Below are 20,321 nucleotides of genomic sequence, written 5' to 3'. Positions count from 1 at the left end.
GCCACTTTGGTAAACTAAGCGGACACTAAGTTCGCTAATTGCTAAAAAACAACGGAAGATAGTAGCATTTTAACGAAATAACGGAACGTATGTCCGTTCCGCTTTAACACAAAGCGATTTTTACCCATGTAACGAACCCTATGTCCGCAAAAAATAATATGGAAAAATCAACAATGACGTTTAACATGAGCCTTATTTTTAAAAATCAATTTTGGCGACATTATTTTTGGTTAGATATCTATAAACTCATGAATCAAAATAAATATTCGTGATATACTCATTCTAATATTAAATTTTGTCAGGAGTGGTTTTGTGTTCAGGAAGAAGGAGATTCAACTCAATTCCAGGCAACAGCACATTCTTCTGCTTTTGCTGCAATCTTCTACTCCCGTAACGTTGAAGGAGATCTCCGATGAGCTTGAGATAAGCAGCCGAACAATACAAAGGGAATTATCCGGGATAGATCAATTTTTAGAATCCTACCGGATTGTCTTAAATAAGAAAACAAGGGTTGGATTATTTCTGGAAGGAGAGGAAGAGGATAAAAAGAAGTTACTCCAGTTTTTGACAATAAACCAATCCATTAAAATCTTTTCTCCAGAAGAACGCCAGTACTTGTTGAAGCAATTGCTTCTTGCACTAAAGGAACCGACTAAATTGTATTATTTTAGCCATAAATTTAATGTAACCGAGGCAACAGTCAGCAATGATTTACTGAAGATTGAGCCTTGGTTTGAGAAGCATCAAATTAAACTCATTCGCAAACAGGGATTGGGAGTTTATATCGAAGGAAGCGAGAAAAGCATCAGGGAAGCGATTATTGAATTATTATACCAACATTATAGTCAAGAGCAGCTGATGGAAATCCTGTCCTCTTATTCGCAATCCTCTTCCGAAAAGATGAAGCTTGAGCTTTCGATAAAGAACCGATTGCTTCACTTCATCGATCCCGCCACCATACAAAGAATTGAAGAGGTGGTACAGAAAACCCAGGAATGGGGATACATGTTGACCGACAGTGCGTATGTGGGGTTAGTGGTCCACATCGCTCTAGCCATACAGCGCTTGAAAAATGGGGAACGGATTACCATCGGCCAGGATATTTTAGATAAGCTAAAAGAAGCAAAGGAATTCCAGTTTGCCGGTCAAATGGCTATAGATTTAAGTTCCTTGCTCGAGATCCAGATTCCTGAGAGCGAAGTGGGATACATTACGATGCACCTGCTAGGAGCCAAGGCCAAACGATTATATTCCTCCTCCCTATATCCAAACGATATCGAAGAGTATGTATATCATATGGTTCAAATTGTCGAAAACGAGATGAAGCTGAATTTTACCGCTGACGCTTCTCTGATCGAGCACTTGAGTACGCATCTAAGATCGGCGATTCACCGGATTAAGCTGAATATGGAAATTCGCAATCCTCTTTTGGGTAGTATCAAAGAAAATTATTCCCAGATTTTTGGTGCTGCAAGAAAGGCGGCCGCCTATTTGGAAAAGCATCTGCAATGTTTCATACCGGAAGAAGAGGTAGGATATTTAGCGATGCATTTCGGTGCCGCAGCCGTACGGGCTGAAGGGCAAAAGCGAGAGTCCTACCGTACGCTCCTCGTCTGCACGAGCGGGATGGGGACTTCTCGTTTGCTATCCGCCCAAATTGAAAAGCAGCTTCCGCATGTAGAGGTTGTCGATATTGTTTCGCTCCTGCATATGGACGAGTGGATCAGAAGCAAACCTCCGGTTGACTTAATTATTTCCACCGTACCCTTTGAATCGGAAGGCACAAAAGCCGTGGTGGTGAATCCCTTTTTGATGCCCCAGGACATCCAGCTGATTGAAAGCCATTTGAAACCACTTAAGGAGCTGAAAAAGGACAAGCTGGAGATAGAAGAAAAGGGGATGGAAATTGAGGATACCGTCCAAAAAATCAATCGCTATGGAGAGGCCATGGTTCAGCTTTTAAGCCATACGTTCATTTTACCCAATGTCCACGCGGCATCGAAAGATGCAGTCATAAAAATGGTTGCAGAATTTGCCCTATCCCAATTCGATGAAGGTGATACCGGGACGTTGGAAGCAGAACTGAGGGAAAGAGAAGAGCGGGGAGCCTGGGTCATCGAGGAAGATCATCTGGCCATGCTGCATATCCGCAGCCATGCGATAGACAGGATGTGCATTTGCCTTCTCCGGTTGACTCACACGGTGGATTGGGAGGAAGATGTTAGCATCCGCACCGTTTTGGTTCTCCTTGCCCCCAAGGATTCCCCTCGGGAGCATGTAGAGATGATCGGAAAAATCGGTGCCGCCTTAGTTGAAGATGACTTTGTTCAAGCGATAACGAGTGAAGATATGGAAGAAGCAAGAAATCAGATGAAGTCGGTTCTCAAGAAGGGATACTTAGAAAAAACGAATGCCCTATTGCAGGTGAAATCATGAGGCGGCTTAACCGAATCGGCCGATTTTTAAGTAAGGTTGTCTTTCAAAATATTGCCGCCCTGATTACAATGGGGATGCTGCGGGTGCTGTTTGGGCCTATGGGATGGTTTCCGAATCCCGAAATAGACCGGATTACGATCCTTATGCTGAGCTATTTTATTCCTGTTCTTTTTGCCTATACAGCTGGGAGGAGAATAGGGGAACACCGCGGAGGCTTGATTGCAGCTATCGTGATGTTTGGGGTCGTTTTGGGAACCCCGCCCCATATCCCGATGATCCTGCCTTCCTTGATCATAGGACCTGCGGTTGGATATTTGATTAGAAAAATGGACGAATGGTTAAAGCGATGGGTACCGATGGGGTTTGAATTGCTGTTTCATAATTTTTTTGCCGGGCTCCTTGCCATCATTCTGACTCTCTTTAGTCACTTTTGGCTAAGTGCCTTGTTTCTAAAAGTGATGGATTTCATCCATCTTTATATAGAACATCTTACCCAAACCAGCTACCTGCCCCTCATTGCCTTTGTGATTGAGCCCGGTAAGATTTTATTCTTTAATAATGTAATCAATCACGGGATCTTGGAGCCTCTGGGCATCTATCAGGTACAGCATCTTGGCAAGTCGATTTTATTCTTATTGGAAACGAATCCTGGTCCCGGATTTGGTATGCTTTTGGCATATTATTTTCATTTGAAAGGGAAGGAAAAACAAAATGTAAAATCCGCCTTGGCTATTCATGGGTTGGGAGGGATTCATGAAGTCTACTTTTCGTATGCCTTGATGAAGCCCATCGTTATCATTCCCCTTATTTTAGGCGGGATAACAGGCAATTCGATTTTTTATTTTCTGCAGGCCGGATTAGTGGCTACTCCTTCTCCAGGGAGTGCCTTTGTATTGCTGGCCATGGCGCCGAAAGGCATCCATATTGCTGTATTTGCCGGAATTATCGCTTCTGCATGCATAAGTTTTGTTTGCACGATGTTTTTGCTTCCGCGAGAAAAATTAACGGAAATAGCAACACCCGCTATGGATAGTACCGAAAACGTCTTTAGCGAACCCAAGAAACAAATAAAGAACATCTATTTTGTCTGTGATGCCGGGATGGGGTCCAGTGCCATGGGAGCCGCCCAGCTGCAAAAAAAGCTGAAACAGGCAAATCTAGATATTAAGGTAGATCATTATTCTGTGGATGATATCCCGCTTGATGCGGATCTCGTTGTATCCACTGTCCATATAGCTGACCGGGCGCTGGTCAGTGCTCCTAAGGCTGAGCATATTTCTGTTCGTTCCTTTAGTGATCGTTCCTTTTACCAAGAATTGATCACACGGCTTTCTTCTCAGCAAACGGAGAGTTCTGCACCAACAAGTCCTGTGGTCGATGAATGGAACGGATTCACGAAGGAATATATTCTTTTAAATCGGCAAGCGAAAGATAAGTGGGAGGCAATTGAGCAAGTTGGTGCTCTTTTGGTGGAAATGGGCAATGTTCTTCCTCCATATATCGAGGAAATGAAGAGGCGTGAACGTTCTTTCTCCACTTATCTTGAGAATGGTGTCTCTCTTCCGCATGGAATAGATGCTGAAAGCAAGCAAATTGTGAAATCCGGAATCGCTATAGCGCAATATCCCGATGGGGTTGATTTTGGAGATGGAAATAGGGCCTATCTGGTGATAGCCATCGCGGTCAAAGGACATCGGCAGTTGGCTATTCTTTCTCAGTTAGCGACGCTGATTGAACAGGAAGAAATGATGGGTCGCTTAAGGGAAGCTCAGACTCGGGAGGAAGTGCTTGAAATGATCATAAGTAGTTTGGGCGCAGATCAAGGGAAAGGAGAGACTTCGGTTTAAATGGTGATTGAAGAAATCAAAATCAATAGCAAAAGGGGCTTTCACCTCCGTCCGGCAACTCAATTGGCGTCGGCGGCACAAGAGTTTTCCTCTGAGATTCAAGTGGGGTACGATGGGAAAGTGGCGTCCGGGAAAAGTGCCTTAGGTCTTTTGAAGCTGGAAGTTAAAGAAGGCGGCAAAATTTCACTACGAATAGATGGGGAAGATGAAGAAGAAGCTATGAAAGCTTTAACGGAATTGATTCAAAGGGAATTGAAGTAATGTAGATTGTTAAAGGAGACTGCAACCCTAGATTTGCAGTCTCTTTTTCATGCTTTGTGGTAGCTGATAAGGCTTCAATAGAAGCTTTTTTTATTTCATCCAAATCTCAGCCCACTTTTCACATTCCTCCATCATGGGTTTTAATGATCGACCCTTCTCCGTCAGTTCGTATTCAATTCTTATTGGTGTTTCAGGATACACGTTCCTTTTTACTATCTCCGCTTCTTCCAATTCCTTAAATCGTTCAGAGAGAACGCGGTCACTGAGGTTTGGGATGATTTTGGATATATCCTTAAATCTTGCCGGACCGTTCATTAAGACACGAATAATTAAACCTGTCCATCGTTTGCCCAGTAATTCAAAGGCGGACTCAAATGTAGGACACAGCGTAAAGTCTTCCATGTATACAACCTCCTTTTTTATAATTTTTTAAAAGGTACTTGACATAAGTAAGTATATCACAGTATGATACTTACATAAAGTTAGTCATAACAAAAAATTAGTAAATAATAAAATGTGAAGGAGGAAGTAATCATGATGAATCTTGGTCTTTTAATCATTCGTTTAGTCATTGGTCTAACTTTCATGGGACATGGCGCCCAAAAACTGTTTGGTTGGTTTGGAGGATATGGACCGAAGGGAACCGGCGGTTGGATGGAGTCGATCGGGATTAGGCCCGGTGTCCAAATGGCCATCCTTGCGGGGTTAAGTGAGATGGTGGGGGGATTGCTTTTTGCTGCCGGGTTGTTAACCCCACTGGGAGCACTACTGATTGCCGGTACCATGGTGATGGCTATTTTGAAAGTTCATGGACCAAATGGCTATTGGGGTGATAAGGGAGGATTCGAGTATCAATTGGTTTTGATTGCGGTGGTTATTGGCGTGGCTCTCATCGGAGCAGGTTCTTATTCTCTTGATGAGTTGCTATAAGAAAATGGGAAAAATAAATGAAAATGGAGAAGGTTATTATGATTAAGGTATATCCGGCAGAATCACGTTTTACAGCAAATCACGGGTGGTTAAAAACATCTCATAGTTTCTCATTTGCCGAGTACTATGACCCGAATAACATGAATTTTGGTCCTCTTCGCGTACTCAACGATGACTTTGTAGCAGCAGGCAATGGATTCGGAGCCCATCCTCATCGGGATATGGAAATTGTCTCTATTGTGCTAAGCGGTCAATTGAAGCATGAAGATAGTACCGGTGGCTCAGAAATCCTTCGCCCTGGTGAAATTCAACGAATGACGGCAGGAACGGGTGTGGTTCACTCCGAATATAACCCGTCCAATACGGAAGAGGTCAACTTTTTACAGCTTTGGTTTATGCCGGAGAAAAGAGGACTAACACCATCTTATGAGCAAAAGGCATATGACCCAAAGGCCCTGAAAAATCATTTGCTGCCGGTTGTGTCTAACCGGGTTCAATCTGATCAGGTTGCGTTCATCCATCAAGATTTAACGCTCTATCTTTCGGAGTTAGAGGAAGGAAAAACACTCACCTTTACCCAAGAGAATCGCAAAATCTTTCTATTTGTGATTGAAGGCGATGTGACTTTAAACGAGCAAACCCAATTGAAAAAACGCGACTCAGCGAGAATTACGGATCTTACGGAACTGAAAATCGTTGGGAACTCCCATGCAAAATTGATGTTAATTGATTTACCTTAAATTTTTTAGGAAAAATAGATCAGGAGGAGAAACAAAATGAGTAATCATCAAATAGGAGCATTAATTTTAAGGGTAGTATTAGGGATTTCCTTCTTTGCTCATGGATGGGTAAAATTCCAAGGGGGGATCGGCAATATTGTGGGTTGGTTTGAAAGTATAGGTCTTCCGGGATTCCTTGCCTATGTCGTAGCGACGATTGAAGTCGTGGGCGGTTTAGCGCTTATTCTTGGATTGGCAACCAGATGGATATCTGCACTATTGGCGATTCTGATGATTGGAGCCACCTTAAAAGTAAAACTAGCGGTTGGCTTTTTGGGGAATGGCCAAATGGCTGGCTGGGAACTCGATCTTGCCTTCTTGGCTATGGCTGTATATTTGGCTTTAAATGGTAGTTATGCTTTATCCCTAGATCGGACTTTGGGACTTTCCAAAAGAGAAGAAACTGCTGCTTAAGAGATGTAACAACTCCTAGAAAATATAACAAATAGTTGAGGTATATGGAGGTTTTTAAATGAAACATGTTGTTGTTTATGCTCACCCAAACCCTGAAAGTCTAAACCACGCAATATTGGAAACCACGGTCAATGCATTAAAGAACAACGGTCACGAAGTTGTTGTACGTGATTTGTATGCACTTGATTTCCAACCTGTATTGAAACCAGAAGATACGGCTGCTATGAAAGCCGGACAAACTCCGCAAGAAATTAAAACGGAACAAGAATTTATCACCCAAGCGGATGCTATTACATTCATTTATCCTATTTGGTGGACCGGACTTCCTGCTATCCTTAAAGGTTATGTTGATCGTGTGTTCTCTTACGGATTTGCTTATGGTTCTGGTGAAGAAGGCATCATTAAGATGCTGACAGGAAAGAAAGGTTTTATTATAAATACACACGGTACTCCTAATGAAATTTACGATAGGATTGGTATGACCGATGGATTGAAAATCACGTCTGACACTGGTATTTTTGACTTTGTTGGTATTGAATCTGTGGGACATTTATTTTTTGGCAGTATCGGATACCTCGATGATGAAGCATATAGAGGCATGTTAAAGGAAGTGGAAGAAAAGATTAATTCCTTATTTCCACAAGTTACTTTGACCACATAATTTTTTAGGCTGCCAACTCTTATGGCAGCCTATTGCGATTGGGCAGGGTAATCAGGTAACGATCCTGATTCAGGACGCGTGTCGTCATCCTTAAACTACATTAATACATCCCATAATTGCTTTCCGATTAAAACCATCGTCACTCCAATAAATAGGGGACGGATATAGCTTGTACCTTTTCTGATGGCAACCCGAGAACCAACTAGCGCCCCTATGACCATAGCTATCCCCATAATGAAACCATGTGCAAAACTGACTGAACCTAAGCAGATAAACGTAATCAAACTAGCTACATTACTCGTAAAATTTAATGCTTTGGCATTTCCTGCGGCAGTTACAAAGTCAAATCCAAGGGAAAGAAAAGCAAAAATCAAAAAGGAGCCTGTTCCCGGTCCGAAGAATCCATCATAGAAGCCTATAGCGAAGGCAGCCAAAACACTGATGTATCCCGTCTTTTTGGTTATTCCTGAATACGTAGAGCTTTTTCCCCAGTCTTTTTTAAACACCGTATACACCGCTACTCCAATAAGCATAAAAATGACCAAAGGCTTCAGAAAAGCAGATGGCACTTGCCGGACCGTCATGGACCCTAAGACCGCTCCAATCAGGGAAAACGGGATGAGATATTTAACTAAGTGAAAATTGATTTTTCCCGAACGGATAAAAGAAATGGTACTGGTTAATGAACCCATGGTAGAAGCTAATTTGTTTGTACCTAATACGACAGGAAGAGGAAGTCCTGTCAGTAAGAGAGCAGGAGTAGAAATTAGCCCCCCTCCCCCTACAACGGAATCAATAAAAGAAGCTAAAAAGCCGAATCCTAATAAAAGAAATATCATTTCAACCGTCATGTCATTCAAAAGCTACACCTTCTCGCCCTATGATTTTTCATCTTCTATTCTAGTTTGCAAATACTCATCAGTCTAATATATAATTTTTTATTACTCATAGGAAGTATCTATAAATGAATAGGAGCGAAGATGAATTTACATGCATTAAGGGTATTTTTTGAGGTTGCCAATAGAAAAAGTGTAACAGGTGCAGCGATAAATCTTTCTATCAGCCAGCCTTCTGTTACCGCCCAGGTTCGAAAGCTAGAAAAGGAAATTGGCTTAAATGTTCTCGAACCGGATGGAAGGGGAATACGTTTGACCGAGGCGGGTGAGTTGATTTTTCTCCATGCCCAACGTCTATTTGCTATGGAAAGAGAATTGGAAATGAAGCTCCATGATTTGCGCGAAGGTAAGATTGGAACCTTAAAGATCGCCTCGACTGGTTTACCGGCTAATCTCTTATTGCCTAAATGGGTAGCTTCCTTTAAAAAGCAAAATCCTCATGTTGACATCATTTTAAATGTAGTTAATTCAACGGAAGCCAATAGGCAGTTATTGCACTATGAAGCGGATTTGGCTTTCATCGCTGGCATATCCAAACATCCAGACATTTGTTATGAAAAGCTGTTTGATGATGAACTTTGGTTTATTGTACCAAAGGGCCACCGATTAGATTCCAAAATGGCAACGCTAGAAGAAATGATGAAAGAACCTTTCTTCATGCGGGAGGAAGGAAGCAGTATTCGGGAACAGCTTTTAGCGTTATGCCGAATCCATGATCTCTCTCCCCCAAAGAAGGCACTGCAATATAACGGAATGAATCTGTCGATTAAAACGATTCAAGAAGGCTATGGTGCCATGTTAGTTCCAGCCCTTGCTGTAAAAACGATGGTTGAAAATGGTGAGATTGGAAGGGTCTTTATAGAGGGGATAGATATCAAGAGGCCGATCTACTTCTGTTCACGAAAAAATGACTTATCCTCTCCCATCGCGCAAGCATTCTATGAAGTAGCGAAGAGAGGCCATTAGAGCCTTTCGGTTTAGAAAGACGGTTCGCGATTACCAGAGGGGGTTCGGCACAAGCCCAGGACTAAGTCAGGTGGAGTAAGACGGCGAATCGTTCATAGAAAAAAGGGGAGGCGAGGAGGCAGTGGATCCCTCCTATTCTAGAAACCTCCCCGAAATATTCATTTGGACAAATTAATTGATTCGTTTGGAGTAGGAAATGAGGTCAATCATGTTGTCTATTAGCTTTATCTCTAAATAAAGTTTGGCCCTTTGTTGCCCCGAGATATAGGGATTGAGGATTTGTTCTTTGATATTTTTCTTTTTTTCAATTAGGGGTTTTATTTCATCCATTGGATTCCCTCCTTATACTCCATATTAATATGGAATATTTTGGGTGAGAACTGAAGTGGTATGATTTCTAACAATAAAATTTTAGTAACGCTCTTTGGGGAAAGTGGTACGGAGATGAAGCATGCGAATGGCTAAGGAGGAAGAGGAATGAAAGCAGGCAGAACAATGGATGCGCTGATAGCGGAACGTGTGATGGGAAAAAAAGTCGACAGAAGCTCTCGTCAAGATATCTTCTTTGAAGAGGGGTTACCCATCCCCCAATACAGTACCAACATAGCGGACGCTTGGCTTGTGGTAGAGAGGTTCGAAAACGTAGAGGTAGAAAAGTTTTTTCACGCTTATACAGCGGCAGTCCATGTTGAAAACAGGGTATATTCTGTACAAGCAGATACCGCCCCCTCTGCAATATGTTTAGCGGCATTAAAGGCGGAAGAGAATTCCTAATTGCTCCGCTACTCCTTACGGCTATCTAATCGTGCTAAAATGGAGAGAAAAAAGGAGTAGTATCTATGGGTACATTGTTTGCCTTTTTGAGTGCTTTGTCCTTTGCCATAACTAACCTGCTGATAAAAAAAGGGATGGAGAAGCAGCAAACAAAAGAAAACGGCTATTTGATCACGGTGATTATGAATGTTCTACTACTGGGCTTGCTTGCAGGCGTTTTCCATTTCCTGAATGACGATCCCCCGGCTTTTTCGGCTACGGCATTTTTATATTTCGTGCTCTCCGGCTTATTAACGACAGGGCTTGGTCGTTATTCTTTTTTTGCGAGCATCTCCCATATCGGGCCTTCTCGTGCTTCGGCTATTAAAAACGCTTCCCCCATCTTTACGATCCTCTTTGCCTTATTGGTGCTTCAGGAATCCTTATCTTGGCAAAGCGCTGGCGGTGTCGCTCTGATCATGGCGGGAGTGCTTTCGATCAGTTGGAGGGCTTTTGCCCAACCAGGCGAATCTCTGAGCTTAAAAAATGTTGGATACCTGCTCGGAATTGCATCAGCTCTCTTCTTTGGAATCGGACAAGCCATCCGTAAGGCGGGATTGGAACAAATGGACGATGCCTTTTTTGGAGCTTGGGTTGGTGCTGTTACCTCTTTGATCCTGTTAGTGGTTTACGAATCCGGCAAAGGAACCATTAAAGCGACCCTTCGGGAGAATCGAAAGCTGTTGAAAAATCCCTATTTTATTACAGCCGGCGCCCTTAACAGCTTCGGACCGCTGTTCTTTTTTCTCGGTGCAACCTATGCTCCTGTTTCAATCGTGAGCGCGGTCGCAGCTGTCGAGCCCTTGCTTACCGTGCTTCTAAGCCGACTCTTCTTCCATATGATGGAGCAATTGCCGCTTGCGGTTTGGAGTGCAGCCGTCCTCGTGTTCAGCGGAACTTGTCTAATGATACTTTTATAGTCATACTAGAAGAAAACGATCTGGCCCAGGTCGTTTTTTCTTTGTATGCAGTAAAAAGTCAAGCAATCACTAAAGGTTTAATAAAAAATCAAAACAATATTGAAAAGTTAATTACTAGTAGATATAATAGGATTAAGTTGAGTTAAGCGCTTAATCATTCTGTGCTGGATCTCCATTAAAACAATGTGGAAGCTATTTCTCTTGTGATATGGTGTATGCAGATAAACATATTATTGAGAAGTAGAAGTTCAGTTTTGCTCATGAGGATAAAAAATGAGCAAAATTCTAATTGCTAAATAATTAAGCGCTTAAGTAATGCTTGTGTATTTTTCTTTTAAAATGATGGAGGAAAAAATGAAAGTCACCATTTATGATGTAGCGAGGGAGGCAGGGGTCTCTATAGCCACGGTATCCAATTTGATCAATAACAAGGGTCATGTGGGCAAGAAAACCAAAAAGCATGTGTTAGAAGTGATGGGACGTTTAAACTATCAGCCTAATTTTTTGGCTTCTGCTTTAACTGGAAAACAAACGTATACGCTAGGGTTGGTTTTACCGGATATCTCTAATCCCTATTACGGACAGCTTGCAAGAGCGATTGAAAGTAAAGCGATTGAACTAGGGTACAGTGTGATATTGTGTAGTACGTATCATGATGATGATCGAACTCAAAGATATATTTCTCTTCTCCAGCAAAAGAAAGTAGATGGAATCATGATCGGAACAGGGGAAAGCGACAACCTGCTTGATCAGTTACATAAATTAGAGATTCCAATCGCTTTGGTCGGCAGGGACATATCCTCCCTTTCCGTGACGTCTGTTCTTGTCGATGATTTTCTTGGAGGGTATTTAGCGACGAAACATCTTGTAGAGCTGGGACATACGAAAATTGCGATTATAACCGAAGACCTTAACGTCTTTAACACCAACGAAAGACTTAGAGGATATAAGTTTGCTTTAGAGGAAGCAGATATTCCTTTTTGTGATCAGTTATTGAAAACCTGTGATTTTACGGTGGAGGACGGCAAGGCTAGAACCGTAGAGCTTCTTGAAAACTCATCCATCCGTCCAAGTGCTGTTTTTGCTTGCAATGATCTTTTGGGTATTGGGGTTATTCAGGCGGCGAAAGAAATGGGTTTACAGGTTCCAGCAGATTTATCCGTTGTCGGTTTTGATAATATCATGTTTGCTGCCTATACGGATCCGGCCTTGACGACCGTGTCCCAGCCCATCGATCAAATAGGAATGAAGGCTGTAGATTTGCTTGTGGATGAAATTAATAATAAAGAAGAAATCAAGCAACGAGTAACAATACGGCCTCAGTTGGTGATTAGACAATCCACCACAACATTTCATAATCAGAGCTGATGAAGCGGAGGTCATCAGCTTAATATCACTCTATAGATTGAAAATATCTAAATAAAACTATTGAAAAAATTTAGAACATGGAATATACTTAGATTATTAAGTTAAGCGCTTAACAAAAAAACAAAGTGTTTATACTAATGCTAAGGTTAGAATGAAGAAAAATTCACTTTACGATTTGGGGTTTGTTAGGTTAGGATACAGGCAAACAATAAGGAATAGATCGTTAAAGTAAAACGAATTATTTGATGAGCGGTAAATTTTTTTTAAAGCAAACATTAAGCGCTTAACAAAAAAGAAATTTCAAAGGGTTGAGGATATGAAAAAAAAACGTGTTAACTGGGGGATTTTAAGCACGGCAGAGATTGCACAAGTTCAGATAATCCCAGCTATTCAACAAGTCTCTAACGCTAATCTAGTGGCTATAGCCAGTGGAAGCGGGAAGGCAGCGGAAGCAGCCCGAATGTTCAATATCCCCAAATACTACGATAGTTACGAACAATTATTGGCCGATCCGGATATTGATGTCGTTTACATCCCCCTTCCAAATGGATTGCATTCCAAATGGGTAAAGGCTGCGGCGATGAGCGGGAAGCATATTTTATGCGAAAAACCTGCTGCGCTGACCGAAGAAGAAACCAAAGACATGATTAAAGTATGTGATGAAAACCAAGTCATCTTCATGGAAGCGCTTATGCCCCAATTTCATCCACAACACCAAAGAGTCAAAGACATTATTGCCTCAGGTGAAATAGGGGATATCAAATTGATGCGATCGAGTTTCACTTTTCAATTAAAAAAACTGGAAGGAAACATTCGCATGAAGCCGGAATTGGGAGGAGGCAGTCTCTACGACGTAGGATGTTACTGCATCCATGCTACTAGGGAAATGTTAGGTGAACCCGATCAAGTATACTGTGTAGCTGACATGCACCCTGAATATGATGTAGACATGTCTGCTGTTGCCGTTTTTGAATATGGCAATGGAGTCAAAGCTTATTTGGATTGCGGGATGAACATGTCGACCCGAGAGGATTATCAAATCGTTGGGACCAAAGGAACGATCCATGTCCCTAAAGCTTTCATCCCCCAAGTCGATGGCGAAGGGTTGATTATCGTTAGAAGCGAGGATGGAAGAACAAGGGAGGAAAGGCTAGTGGGTCACAACTATCCTCTCGGTATTGAATACTTCTCGCAATGCTTGCTGGAAGGTAAAGAGCCCCGCTATACAAAAGAAAGCACCATCAACAATGTGAAAGTAATTGAGGCGTGTCTTGAATCTATCAGACTATCGAAGGCGGTCAAGCTAAAGGAAGATGTTTGTTTAATAGCATCTGCATCTAAAATGTAAGCGGATTCCTATATATAGTCATGATGGCTTGTTAGGTCAAGCACCGAAAAATCCGGAAAGTCGTCAACATAATTTTCCTTACATGTAAATTTAGGCGATTACTTTGTCTTTAGCTTACACATTACTTGTAAGTGAAAATATATTTTGTAAAAAAACTAAGGGGGATTATTTAATGAGAGTAAAAAAGATGTTAAGCATGATTTTGACGTCCGCTTTAACGGTTGGCTTGCTTGCAGGTTGCGGATCATCCAGTCAGCCGACGAACGAAGCACCAAAAGAACAAGCCGAAACTCCTGCAGATGGCTCGATCGTTGTTGGTGCAGCAATGCCCGTATTCGATGACAAGTGGCTAACCTACTTGTATGATGCGATTAATAATTATGACAAAGAACATGACGAAGTAGAAGTGAAGATGGTAGATGCGAAAAATGACTCGGGCAAGCAATTATCGCAGGTTGAAACCTTCATTGCCCAAGGTGTAGACGCAATCATCATTGGTCCTGTTGATACAAGTGCGGTTGGCCCGATGGTAGACGCAGCTAATAAAGCGAATATTCCAGTTGTTCTAGTAAACAGAATGCCTGACGATGCCGTTCTCCAAAAAATCTATGCCTATGTAGGATCTGATTCGAAGCTGGCAGGTACGATTCAGATGGAAGAAGTGACCAAGCTATTGGGTGGAAAAGGGAATGTTGCCATTTTGACTGGTGAGCTTGGATCGGATTCTCAAATCAAGAGAACCGAAGGGAATAAGGAGATCATTGACAAGAACCCAGACATGAAATTGCTTCGTGAGCAAACCGCATTGTACCAGAGAGCAGAAGGTATGAAGGTGATGGAAAACTGGATTCAATCCGGCGATCAAATTGATGCGATTGTAGCAAACAATGATGAAATGGCGATCGGAGCGATGATGGCTCTTGAGGCAGCAGGACAACTTGAAGGCAAAGTGATTGCAGGGATCGACGGAACACCGGATGCATTGGAATATATTAAAGCTGGCAAGCTAAGTGCTTCCGCTTTCCAAGATCCGGTGGGACAAGGTAAAGGTGCGATTGAAGCGGCAATCAAAGCGGCAAAAGGCGAAAAGCTAGAGGGCGGCAGCAATATCATTGACGTACCATTCCAATTGATTACAAAAGACAACGTGGATACGTATATCCAAAAATGGCAGCAATAATCTGAACTTGGCAGAGAAGAGCCACTCGGTATGGCTGTGGCTCTTCTTTCCTAAATAAGGAAGGCGGGATGCAAGTGGGTTCTGAGTATATTCTGGAATTGGATAATATTACGAAAGAATTTCCTGGCGTAAAAGCGCTGGACAGCATTCAACTGAAGATTAAAAAAGGATCTGTCCATGCCTTGATGGGGGAAAATGGAGCAGGCAAATCGACGTTAATGAAAATTATCTTCGGGATCTATACGCCTGATACCGGAACCATCAAGTTTAAAGGAGAGGAAATCAAGCTAACGGGACCAAAAGATGCACTAAGTCGAGGAATTTCCATGATTCATCAAGAATTGGCTCCTGTTCCTCACATGACGGTGGCAGAAAATATATTCCTGGGCCGGGAGCCTGTCATTGGCAAAACGGGCTGGGTTAATAACAAAAAGATGGTCAATGACGCAAAAGCTTTGTTTGACTCCTTAAACATCAACATTGATCCGAATACGAAAATGAAAGACTTAAGCATTGCCAATATGCAAATGATCGAGATCGCAACGGCCATTTCTTATCATGCGGATCTCATCATCATGGATGAGCCCACCTCGGCCATTACCGACAAAGAGGTTGACCATTTATTTGAAATTATTCGTGCCTTACAGCAAAAAGGTGTTTCGATTATCTACATCTCACACAAAATGGATGAAATCTTTAAGATCTGCGATGAAATCACTGTGTTTAGAGATGGCCAATACATTGGTACGCGAGAAGCTCGCGAACTGGATCAAGACTCTCTCATTCATATGATGGTAGGCAGGGAAATCAAGCAAGTGTTTCATAAAGAAAAGGCTGAAATCGGGGAAGTCGCGTTAGCGGTCAAAAATTTGACCCGAAAAGGGAAGTTCAGAAATGTAAGCTTTGAAGTGCGAAAAGGTGAAATTCTTGGAATCGCTGGATTAATGGGTTCAGGAAGAACCGAGATCATCGAAAGTGTATTTGGTATTGATCCGCCCGATGCTGGCGAGGTTTTCGTGAAAGGCCAAAAGGTAAATATCAAGTCACCGCAAGATGCCATTAACTGCAAAATCGGACTGTTAACGGAGGATCGAAAGTTAACAGGGGCGTTTCTCCCTTTATCGATTCGGGAAAATATGGTTATCTCCAACTTGGATCAGTTTCTTGAAATGGGTTTTGTCAGCGGCAAGAAGGTTGAATCCATTTGCAATGAGCAAGTCAAACGCTTGAACATTAAAACTCCGCACATTGATCAGTTAATTATGAACCTAAGTGGCGGCAATCAGCAAAAGGTGTTGCTGGCTAGGTGGCTGCTGAATGACCCTGATGTCTTGATTCTGGATGAGCCTACTCGCGGTGTTGATGTAGGTGCAAAGTCGGAAATCCATAAACTGATGTCCAAGTTAGCCGGTGAGGGAAAAGCGATTATCATGATTTCTTCAGAAATGCCGGAAATCCTTGGGATGAGCGATCGCGTCATTGTCATGCACGAAGGAAATATGAAGGGCGAATTGGATCGGGCAGAAGCCAGTCAAGAGAAGATTTTGGAAGTGGCTTATAGCTAAGATGAAAATAGATGAAGGAGGGCAAGTATGAACACGAATCTTCAAGAGAGTGTAGGAACCGCTAAGGTTATAGAAAGTCATGACTGGAAGAAAACATTAGGCAAGGTATTTAGCAAGTATGGAATTTTACTTATTTTCATTGCCATGGTGATTGCGGTATCCATCATCACGCCAGCATTTCTTAGTTCACAAAATCTAATCAACGTCGTTCGTCAGATCTCGTTTATCGGTATTGTTGCCATGGGGGTAACCATGGTCATTATTACCACAGGTATTGACCTTTCATCCGGATCGGTTATCGCCCTTGTTTCGGTCATTACAGCCAGTTTTGCCCAAGGGGATCATCCTCTTATTCTGGCACTTGCATTAGGTCTTGGGGTTGGCGTTTTGGCTGGATTTATCAATGGTACGATCTCGGCGAAAGGGGCCATTCCTCCGTTTATCGCGACGCTGGGAATGATGATTGGAGCCCGCGGATTAGCTTTGCTTTACAGTGATGGCAGACCGATTGGCAATCTTTCTGAATCTTTCTTGTTCATCGGTCAAGGGGAAATCGCAGGCATTCCTGTTCCAATTATTATCTTTGTCATCATGGGAGTGATTTCTCACTTGATGTTAAGCAAAACGAGATTTGGCAAGTATACGTATGCCATCGGCGGAAACGAACAAGCGGCAAGGATTTGCGGTATTAATGTTGATCGCTACAAAATTATGATTTACACCTACGCTGGATTCCTTTCTGCGCTTGCTGGAATCATGCTGACATCGAGAATTAGCGCGGGGCAGCCAAGCATGGGTGTCATGTATGAGCTGGATGCCATTGCGGCAGCCGTTATCGGTGGAACAAGCTTATCCGGCGGTATCGGAACGATCCCTGGAACGATTATTGGGGCTTTGATCATCGGGGTGTTAAATAACTCGCTGGACTTAATGAACGTTTCTTCCTACTGGCAGCAAATTCTAAAAGGAATCATTATTGTATCCGCTGTACTCATTGATTCTCGTAAAAATAAGAAGAAAAAGTAGTCATAAAAAGGTGGATGGGATCAAGATGAAAACGATGCGTTTAACAACCGCTCAGGCTCTGGTTAAGTTTCTAAACCAGCAATATGTAGAATTCGATGGTGTGGAACAAAGGTTTGTAAAAGGAATCTTTACTATCTTTGGCCACGGAAATGTGCTGGGACTCGGTCAGGCATTAGAAGAAGGTGCGGAAGAATTAGAAGTTTACCAAGGCCGAAATGAGCAAGGGATGGCCCATGCGGCCGTCGCTTTCGCGAAACAGAAGCATCGCAGGCAAATTATGGCATGTACTTCTTCTGTCGGACCAGGGGCAGCAAATATGGTTACCGCCGCTGCGACGGCATCGGCAAACAGCATTCCCGTTTTGCTGCTGGTGGGGGATACCTTCGCCACCAGACAGCCGGATCCTGTGCTTCAGCAAATCGAGCACTATCATGACCTCGCGTTAACCACCAATGATGCATTTCGTGCCGTAAGCAAGTTCTGGGACCGCATTAACCGGCCGGAGCAATTAATGACAGCCATGATTCATGCGATGAGAGTGCTGACTGATCCCGCGAATACCGGGGCTGTGACGATCGCTCTTCCTCAGGATGTGCAGGGGGAAGCCTACGATTATCCCGAGTATTTCTTTGAAAAGCGCGTCCATCGAATCGAACGTCGCGTGCCGAGCGCAGCAGCCCTGAAGGATGCCGTGGAACTGCTGAAAGGCAAGAAAAAGCCGATCATCATTTGCGGCGGAGGGGTTCGCTACTCGGAAGCGGCGGAATCCTTGAGGCGTTTTGCAGAGAAGTTCCATATTCCTTACGCGGAAACCCAAGCGGGCAAAAGTGCGATTGAGGCATCCCATGCCTACAATCTGGGGGGCATCGGGGTAACCGGAAACCTATCGGCCAACCGGATGGCTAGGGATGCGGATCTGGTCATTGGGATCGGGACCCGCTACTCCGATTTTACAACCGGATCGAAGTGGCTGTTCCGAAATCCGGAAGTTGATTATTTAAACATCAATGTATCCGAATTCCAAGCCGTGAAGTTCGATGCCGTGAAGATCGTAGCAGATGCCAAGCTGGCATTGGAGGACTTGGAAGCAGAGCTTGAAATAGCAGGCTACCAATCAGGGTATACCGTTGAGATCGAAGACGCCAAGAATGCCTGGAAAGCCGAGCTGAACCGTCTGCGAAATACTCAATTTGAAGCTGAAGGCTTTACATCCGAATTCCCTGGGCAATTGGATCACGTGCTGCCGGAATTTAAAGAGCTTTTCGGGTCCAGTCTGACTCAAACCCGAGTGCTGGGCAAGGTCAACCAGCTGATTGCGGATGATGCGATCATTATCGCGGCGGCAGGAAGCCTGCCGGGTGACTTGCACAGAATGTGGGATCCGCGCAAGCCGAATACCTATCATTTAGAGTACGGATATTCCTGCATGGGGTATGAAGTATCCGGAGCGTTGGGCGTAAAAATGGCAGAACCGGAAAAAGAAGTGTATGCCATGGTAGGGGATGGCAGCTATCTCATGCTTCATTCGGAATTGGTGACCAGTCTGCAAGAAGGAAAGAAAATCAATGTCATCCTTTTTGATAATGCCACCTTTGGGTGCATTAACAATTTGCAGATGAACAATGGAATGGGTACTTTTGGTACCGAATTCCGCTATCGCAATCCGGAAACGGGACGCTTGGACGGTGACTTCATGAAAATCGAATTTGCTCAAAGTGCAGCAGGATATGGGGTGAAAACCTACAAGGTCCGTACGATCGAAGAACTAGAAGCCGCATTGGAAGATTCAAAAAAGCAAACGGTATCTACCCTGATTGATATCAAAGTGCTGCCGAAAACCATGTGCAACGACTATGAGCAATGGTGGCACGTCGCCTCCGCAGCTGTATCCAACAGTCCGACGGTTCAGCAGGCTTATGAAAGAAAAGAAAAAATCAGAAAAGAAGCCAGACAATATTAATAGTTCCTATATAAAGGAAGTGTGAAGATGCCAGATTTGATTGTACCTACGCAGGCGCCTGACCAAGAAGGCAAGGTAATAAGCATAACCCCGGAGTCTGCGGGATGGGGCTATGTGGGTTTTGAAGTGTATGCTCTTAAGCAAGGGCAAAGCTTGAGGAAGGAAACAGGAGAACAAGAGGCTTGCCTGGTTATCTTATCAGGAAAAGCAACCATCGCAACCCAGCATGAAAAGTGGGAAAACATCGGCCAGCGCATGAGCGTGTTTGAAAAAATTCCTCCGTATTCGGTCTATGTTCCTTCTGTGGATAGTTACGAGGTGGAGGCGTTGACCGATCTTGAGCTGGCGGTGTGCCTTGCACCAGGGAAAGGAAGCTTTCCGGCTCGCCTGATCGCTCCCGGAGATGTTGGGGTGGAAAAGCGCGGAGCGGGCAATATCGAGCGCCAGATTCATAACATCCTTCCTGAGCAGAAGCCAGCAGACAGCCTATTGGTGGTAGAGGTCTTTACCCCTGAGGGGAATTGGTCCAGTTATCCTCCTCATAAGCACGATCAAGACAACCTGCCTCATGAATCTTATTTAGAAGAAACCTATTATCATAAAGTCAACCCAGGTCATGGCTTTGCGATCCAGCGCGTTTACAACGATGACCACTCATTAGATGAGACCTTGATCATCAAGGATGGGGATGCCGTCCTGGTACCCGAAGGCTACCATCCGGTATCTGCTCCCCCGGGATATGAAGTCTATTATTTGAACGTCATGGCTGGTCCGACACGCACGTGGGTGTTCCACAATGATAAAGACCATGAATGGGTCATGGAAAATAAGTTGGCATCAGGCCGATTCGACAAGTGACAGGCACCTGTCGATATTCGTCGAAACAATAGGATGGAAAGGCAGGAACTGAAGATGAATAACTTAACGTTTGACTCAAATAAATCACTCGAT

General features: G+C 43.4%; 20 protein-coding genes. 17 read left to right on the top strand and 3 right to left on the bottom strand.

The window, feature by feature from the left end:
* Positions 1 to 312: 312 nt before the first annotated feature.
* The 3 genes from ABLT31_RS35005 to ABLT31_RS34995 are packed head-to-tail and all read left to right on the top strand — an operon-like array spanning position 313 to position 4,544.
* Entirely contained in the window at positions 313 to 2,436 is a 2,124-nt protein-coding gene (locus ABLT31_RS35005; RefSeq protein WP_367760282.1) for a BglG family transcription antiterminator, read from the top strand.
* On the top strand, positions 2,433 to 4,283 hold the full coding sequence (locus ABLT31_RS35000) for a PTS sugar transporter subunit IIA (protein ID WP_367760281.1): 1,851 nt from the start codon (positions 2,433 to 2,435) through the stop codon (positions 4,281 to 4,283). The genes ABLT31_RS35005 and ABLT31_RS35000 overlap by 4 nt, the downstream gene beginning before the upstream one ends.
* Complete coding sequence (locus tag ABLT31_RS34995) at positions 4,284 to 4,544, top strand: HPr family phosphocarrier protein (protein ID WP_367760280.1); 261 nt, start codon at positions 4,284 to 4,286, stop codon at positions 4,542 to 4,544.
* A 90-nt stretch (positions 4,545 to 4,634) separates the two neighbouring features.
* Here the strand turns inward: ABLT31_RS34995 and ABLT31_RS34990 are convergent, their stop codons facing one another.
* Positions 4,635 to 4,946, bottom strand: coding sequence for a winged helix-turn-helix transcriptional regulator (locus ABLT31_RS34990; protein ID WP_367760279.1), 312 nt, complete (start codon positions 4,944 to 4,946; stop codon positions 4,635 to 4,637).
* 132 nt (positions 4,947 to 5,078) lie between these two features.
* Here ABLT31_RS34990 and ABLT31_RS34985 point away from each other — a divergent pair, with 132 nt between their 5' ends.
* The 4 genes from ABLT31_RS34985 to ABLT31_RS34970 are packed head-to-tail and all read left to right on the top strand — an operon-like array spanning position 5,079 to position 7,328.
* Positions 5,079 to 5,474: a DoxX family protein gene (locus ABLT31_RS34985; protein ID WP_367760278.1), complete on the top strand. Its 396-nt coding sequence runs from the start codon at positions 5,079 to 5,081 to the stop codon at positions 5,472 to 5,474.
* 38 nt (positions 5,475 to 5,512) lie between these two features.
* Complete coding sequence (locus ABLT31_RS34980; RefSeq protein WP_367760277.1) at positions 5,513 to 6,214, top strand: pirin family protein; 702 nt, start codon at positions 5,513 to 5,515, stop codon at positions 6,212 to 6,214.
* A 36-nt stretch (positions 6,215 to 6,250) separates the two neighbouring features.
* A complete protein-coding gene (locus tag ABLT31_RS34975; protein ID WP_367760276.1) occupies positions 6,251 to 6,667 on the top strand; it encodes a DoxX family protein in 417 nt (138 codons plus the stop codon).
* Positions 6,668 to 6,725: 58 nt separating this feature from the next.
* Positions 6,726 to 7,328, top strand: a complete 603-nt coding sequence (locus ABLT31_RS34970; RefSeq protein ID WP_367760275.1) for an NAD(P)H-dependent oxidoreductase — start codon at positions 6,726 to 6,728, stop codon at positions 7,326 to 7,328.
* Between the two features lie 95 nt (positions 7,329 to 7,423).
* On the opposite strand, the gene ABLT31_RS34965 is transcribed toward ABLT31_RS34970, so the two are convergent.
* Positions 7,424 to 8,188 (bottom strand): TSUP family transporter, encoded by a 765-nt coding sequence (locus ABLT31_RS34965; protein WP_367760274.1) that lies wholly within the window; start codon positions 8,186 to 8,188, stop codon positions 7,424 to 7,426.
* A gap of 120 nt (positions 8,189 to 8,308) precedes the next feature.
* On the opposite strand from ABLT31_RS34965, the gene ABLT31_RS34960 reads away from it, so the two are divergent.
* Positions 8,309 to 9,190, top strand: coding sequence for a LysR family transcriptional regulator (locus tag ABLT31_RS34960; RefSeq protein WP_367760273.1), 882 nt, complete (start codon positions 8,309 to 8,311; stop codon positions 9,188 to 9,190).
* Between the two features lie 171 nt (positions 9,191 to 9,361).
* Here ABLT31_RS34960 and ABLT31_RS34955 read toward each other — a convergent pair whose 3' ends face one another.
* Positions 9,362 to 9,520, bottom strand: coding sequence for a hypothetical protein (locus ABLT31_RS34955; protein ID WP_367760272.1), 159 nt, complete (start codon positions 9,518 to 9,520; stop codon positions 9,362 to 9,364).
* 147 nt (positions 9,521 to 9,667) lie between these two features.
* Between ABLT31_RS34955 and ABLT31_RS34950 the strand changes: the two genes are divergently transcribed.
* The 9 genes from ABLT31_RS34950 to iolB all read left to right on the top strand — a co-directional run bounded on the left by ABLT31_RS34950 (position 9,668) and on the right by iolB (position 20,228).
* Complete coding sequence (locus ABLT31_RS34950; RefSeq protein ID WP_367760271.1) at positions 9,668 to 9,964, top strand: BC1872 family protein; 297 nt, start codon at positions 9,668 to 9,670, stop codon at positions 9,962 to 9,964.
* 65 nt (positions 9,965 to 10,029) lie between these two features.
* Positions 10,030 to 10,923, top strand: a complete 894-nt coding sequence (locus ABLT31_RS34945; RefSeq protein WP_367760270.1) for a DMT family transporter — start codon at positions 10,030 to 10,032, stop codon at positions 10,921 to 10,923.
* Positions 10,924 to 11,277: 354 nt separating this feature from the next.
* Complete coding sequence (locus ABLT31_RS34940; RefSeq protein ID WP_367760269.1) at positions 11,278 to 12,291, top strand: LacI family DNA-binding transcriptional regulator; 1,014 nt, start codon at positions 11,278 to 11,280, stop codon at positions 12,289 to 12,291.
* Positions 12,292 to 12,607: 316 nt separating this feature from the next.
* Complete coding sequence (locus tag ABLT31_RS34935; protein WP_367760268.1) at positions 12,608 to 13,639, top strand: Gfo/Idh/MocA family protein; 1,032 nt, start codon at positions 12,608 to 12,610, stop codon at positions 13,637 to 13,639.
* Positions 13,640 to 13,811: 172 nt separating this feature from the next.
* Positions 13,812 to 14,819 carry a sugar ABC transporter substrate-binding protein gene (locus tag ABLT31_RS34930; protein WP_367760267.1) on the top strand — a complete coding sequence of 336 codons (1,008 nt, stop codon included), beginning with the start codon at positions 13,812 to 13,814 and terminating at the stop codon, positions 14,817 to 14,819.
* Positions 14,820 to 14,893: 74 nt separating this feature from the next.
* On the top strand, positions 14,894 to 16,384 hold the full coding sequence (locus ABLT31_RS34925; RefSeq protein ID WP_462976580.1) for a sugar ABC transporter ATP-binding protein: 1,491 nt from the start codon (positions 14,894 to 14,896) through the stop codon (positions 16,382 to 16,384).
* A gap of 27 nt (positions 16,385 to 16,411) precedes the next feature.
* Positions 16,412 to 17,410 carry an ABC transporter permease gene (locus ABLT31_RS34920; protein ID WP_367760265.1) on the top strand — a complete coding sequence of 333 codons (999 nt, stop codon included), beginning with the start codon at positions 16,412 to 16,414 and terminating at the stop codon, positions 17,408 to 17,410.
* Positions 17,411 to 17,435: 25 nt separating this feature from the next.
* On the top strand, positions 17,436 to 19,370 hold the full coding sequence (gene iolD / locus ABLT31_RS34915) for a 3D-(3,5/4)-trihydroxycyclohexane-1,2-dione acylhydrolase (decyclizing) (RefSeq protein WP_367760264.1): 1,935 nt from the start codon (positions 17,436 to 17,438) through the stop codon (positions 19,368 to 19,370).
* 27 nt (positions 19,371 to 19,397) lie between these two features.
* Positions 19,398 to 20,228: a 5-deoxy-glucuronate isomerase gene (gene iolB, locus ABLT31_RS34910; RefSeq protein ID WP_367760263.1), complete on the top strand. Its 831-nt coding sequence runs from the start codon at positions 19,398 to 19,400 to the stop codon at positions 20,226 to 20,228.
* Positions 20,229 to 20,321: the final 93 nt, after the last annotated feature.

It is taken from the genome of Ammoniphilus soli (genome assembly GCF_040813775.1).
The sequence above is the reverse complement of the archived record's forward strand: the minus strand, read 5'-3'. Positions and strand labels throughout refer to the sequence as shown.

Excerpts from the sequence above, each read along its gene's own strand:
- ABLT31_RS34960 (WP_367760273.1), top strand. The coding sequence starts at position 8,309 with ATGAATTTACATGCATTAAGGGTATTTTTTGAGGTTGCCAATAGAAAA.
- ABLT31_RS34935 (WP_367760268.1), top strand. The coding sequence starts at position 12,608 with ATGAAAAAAAAACGTGTTAACTGGGGGATTTTAAGCACGGCAGAGATT.
- ABLT31_RS34920 (WP_367760265.1), top strand. The coding sequence starts at position 16,412 with ATGAACACGAATCTTCAAGAGAGTGTAGGAACCGCTAAGGTTATAGAA.
- ABLT31_RS34985 (WP_367760278.1), top strand. The coding sequence starts at position 5,079 with ATGATGAATCTTGGTCTTTTAATCATTCGTTTAGTCATTGGTCTAACT.
- ABLT31_RS34930 (WP_367760267.1), top strand. The coding sequence starts at position 13,812 with ATGAGAGTAAAAAAGATGTTAAGCATGATTTTGACGTCCGCTTTAACG.
- ABLT31_RS34995 (WP_367760280.1), top strand. The coding sequence starts at position 4,284 with ATGGTGATTGAAGAAATCAAAATCAATAGCAAAAGGGGCTTTCACCTC.
- iolB (WP_367760263.1), top strand. The coding sequence starts at position 19,398 with ATGCCAGATTTGATTGTACCTACGCAGGCGCCTGACCAAGAAGGCAAG.
- ABLT31_RS34990 (WP_367760279.1), bottom strand. The coding sequence starts at position 4,946 with ATGGAAGACTTTACGCTGTGTCCTACATTTGAGTCCGCCTTTGAATTA.
- ABLT31_RS35000 (WP_367760281.1), top strand. The coding sequence starts at position 2,433 with ATGAGGCGGCTTAACCGAATCGGCCGATTTTTAAGTAAGGTTGTCTTT.
- ABLT31_RS34955 (WP_367760272.1), bottom strand. The coding sequence starts at position 9,520 with ATGGATGAAATAAAACCCCTAATTGAAAAAAAGAAAAATATCAAAGAA.
- iolD (WP_367760264.1), top strand. The coding sequence starts at position 17,436 with ATGAAAACGATGCGTTTAACAACCGCTCAGGCTCTGGTTAAGTTTCTA.
- ABLT31_RS34940 (WP_367760269.1), top strand. The coding sequence starts at position 11,278 with ATGAAAGTCACCATTTATGATGTAGCGAGGGAGGCAGGGGTCTCTATA.
- ABLT31_RS34970 (WP_367760275.1), top strand. The coding sequence starts at position 6,726 with ATGAAACATGTTGTTGTTTATGCTCACCCAAACCCTGAAAGTCTAAAC.
- ABLT31_RS34980 (WP_367760277.1), top strand. The coding sequence starts at position 5,513 with ATGATTAAGGTATATCCGGCAGAATCACGTTTTACAGCAAATCACGGG.
- ABLT31_RS34945 (WP_367760270.1), top strand. The coding sequence starts at position 10,030 with ATGGGTACATTGTTTGCCTTTTTGAGTGCTTTGTCCTTTGCCATAACT.
- ABLT31_RS34975 (WP_367760276.1), top strand. The coding sequence starts at position 6,251 with ATGAGTAATCATCAAATAGGAGCATTAATTTTAAGGGTAGTATTAGGG.
- ABLT31_RS34950 (WP_367760271.1), top strand. The coding sequence starts at position 9,668 with ATGAAAGCAGGCAGAACAATGGATGCGCTGATAGCGGAACGTGTGATG.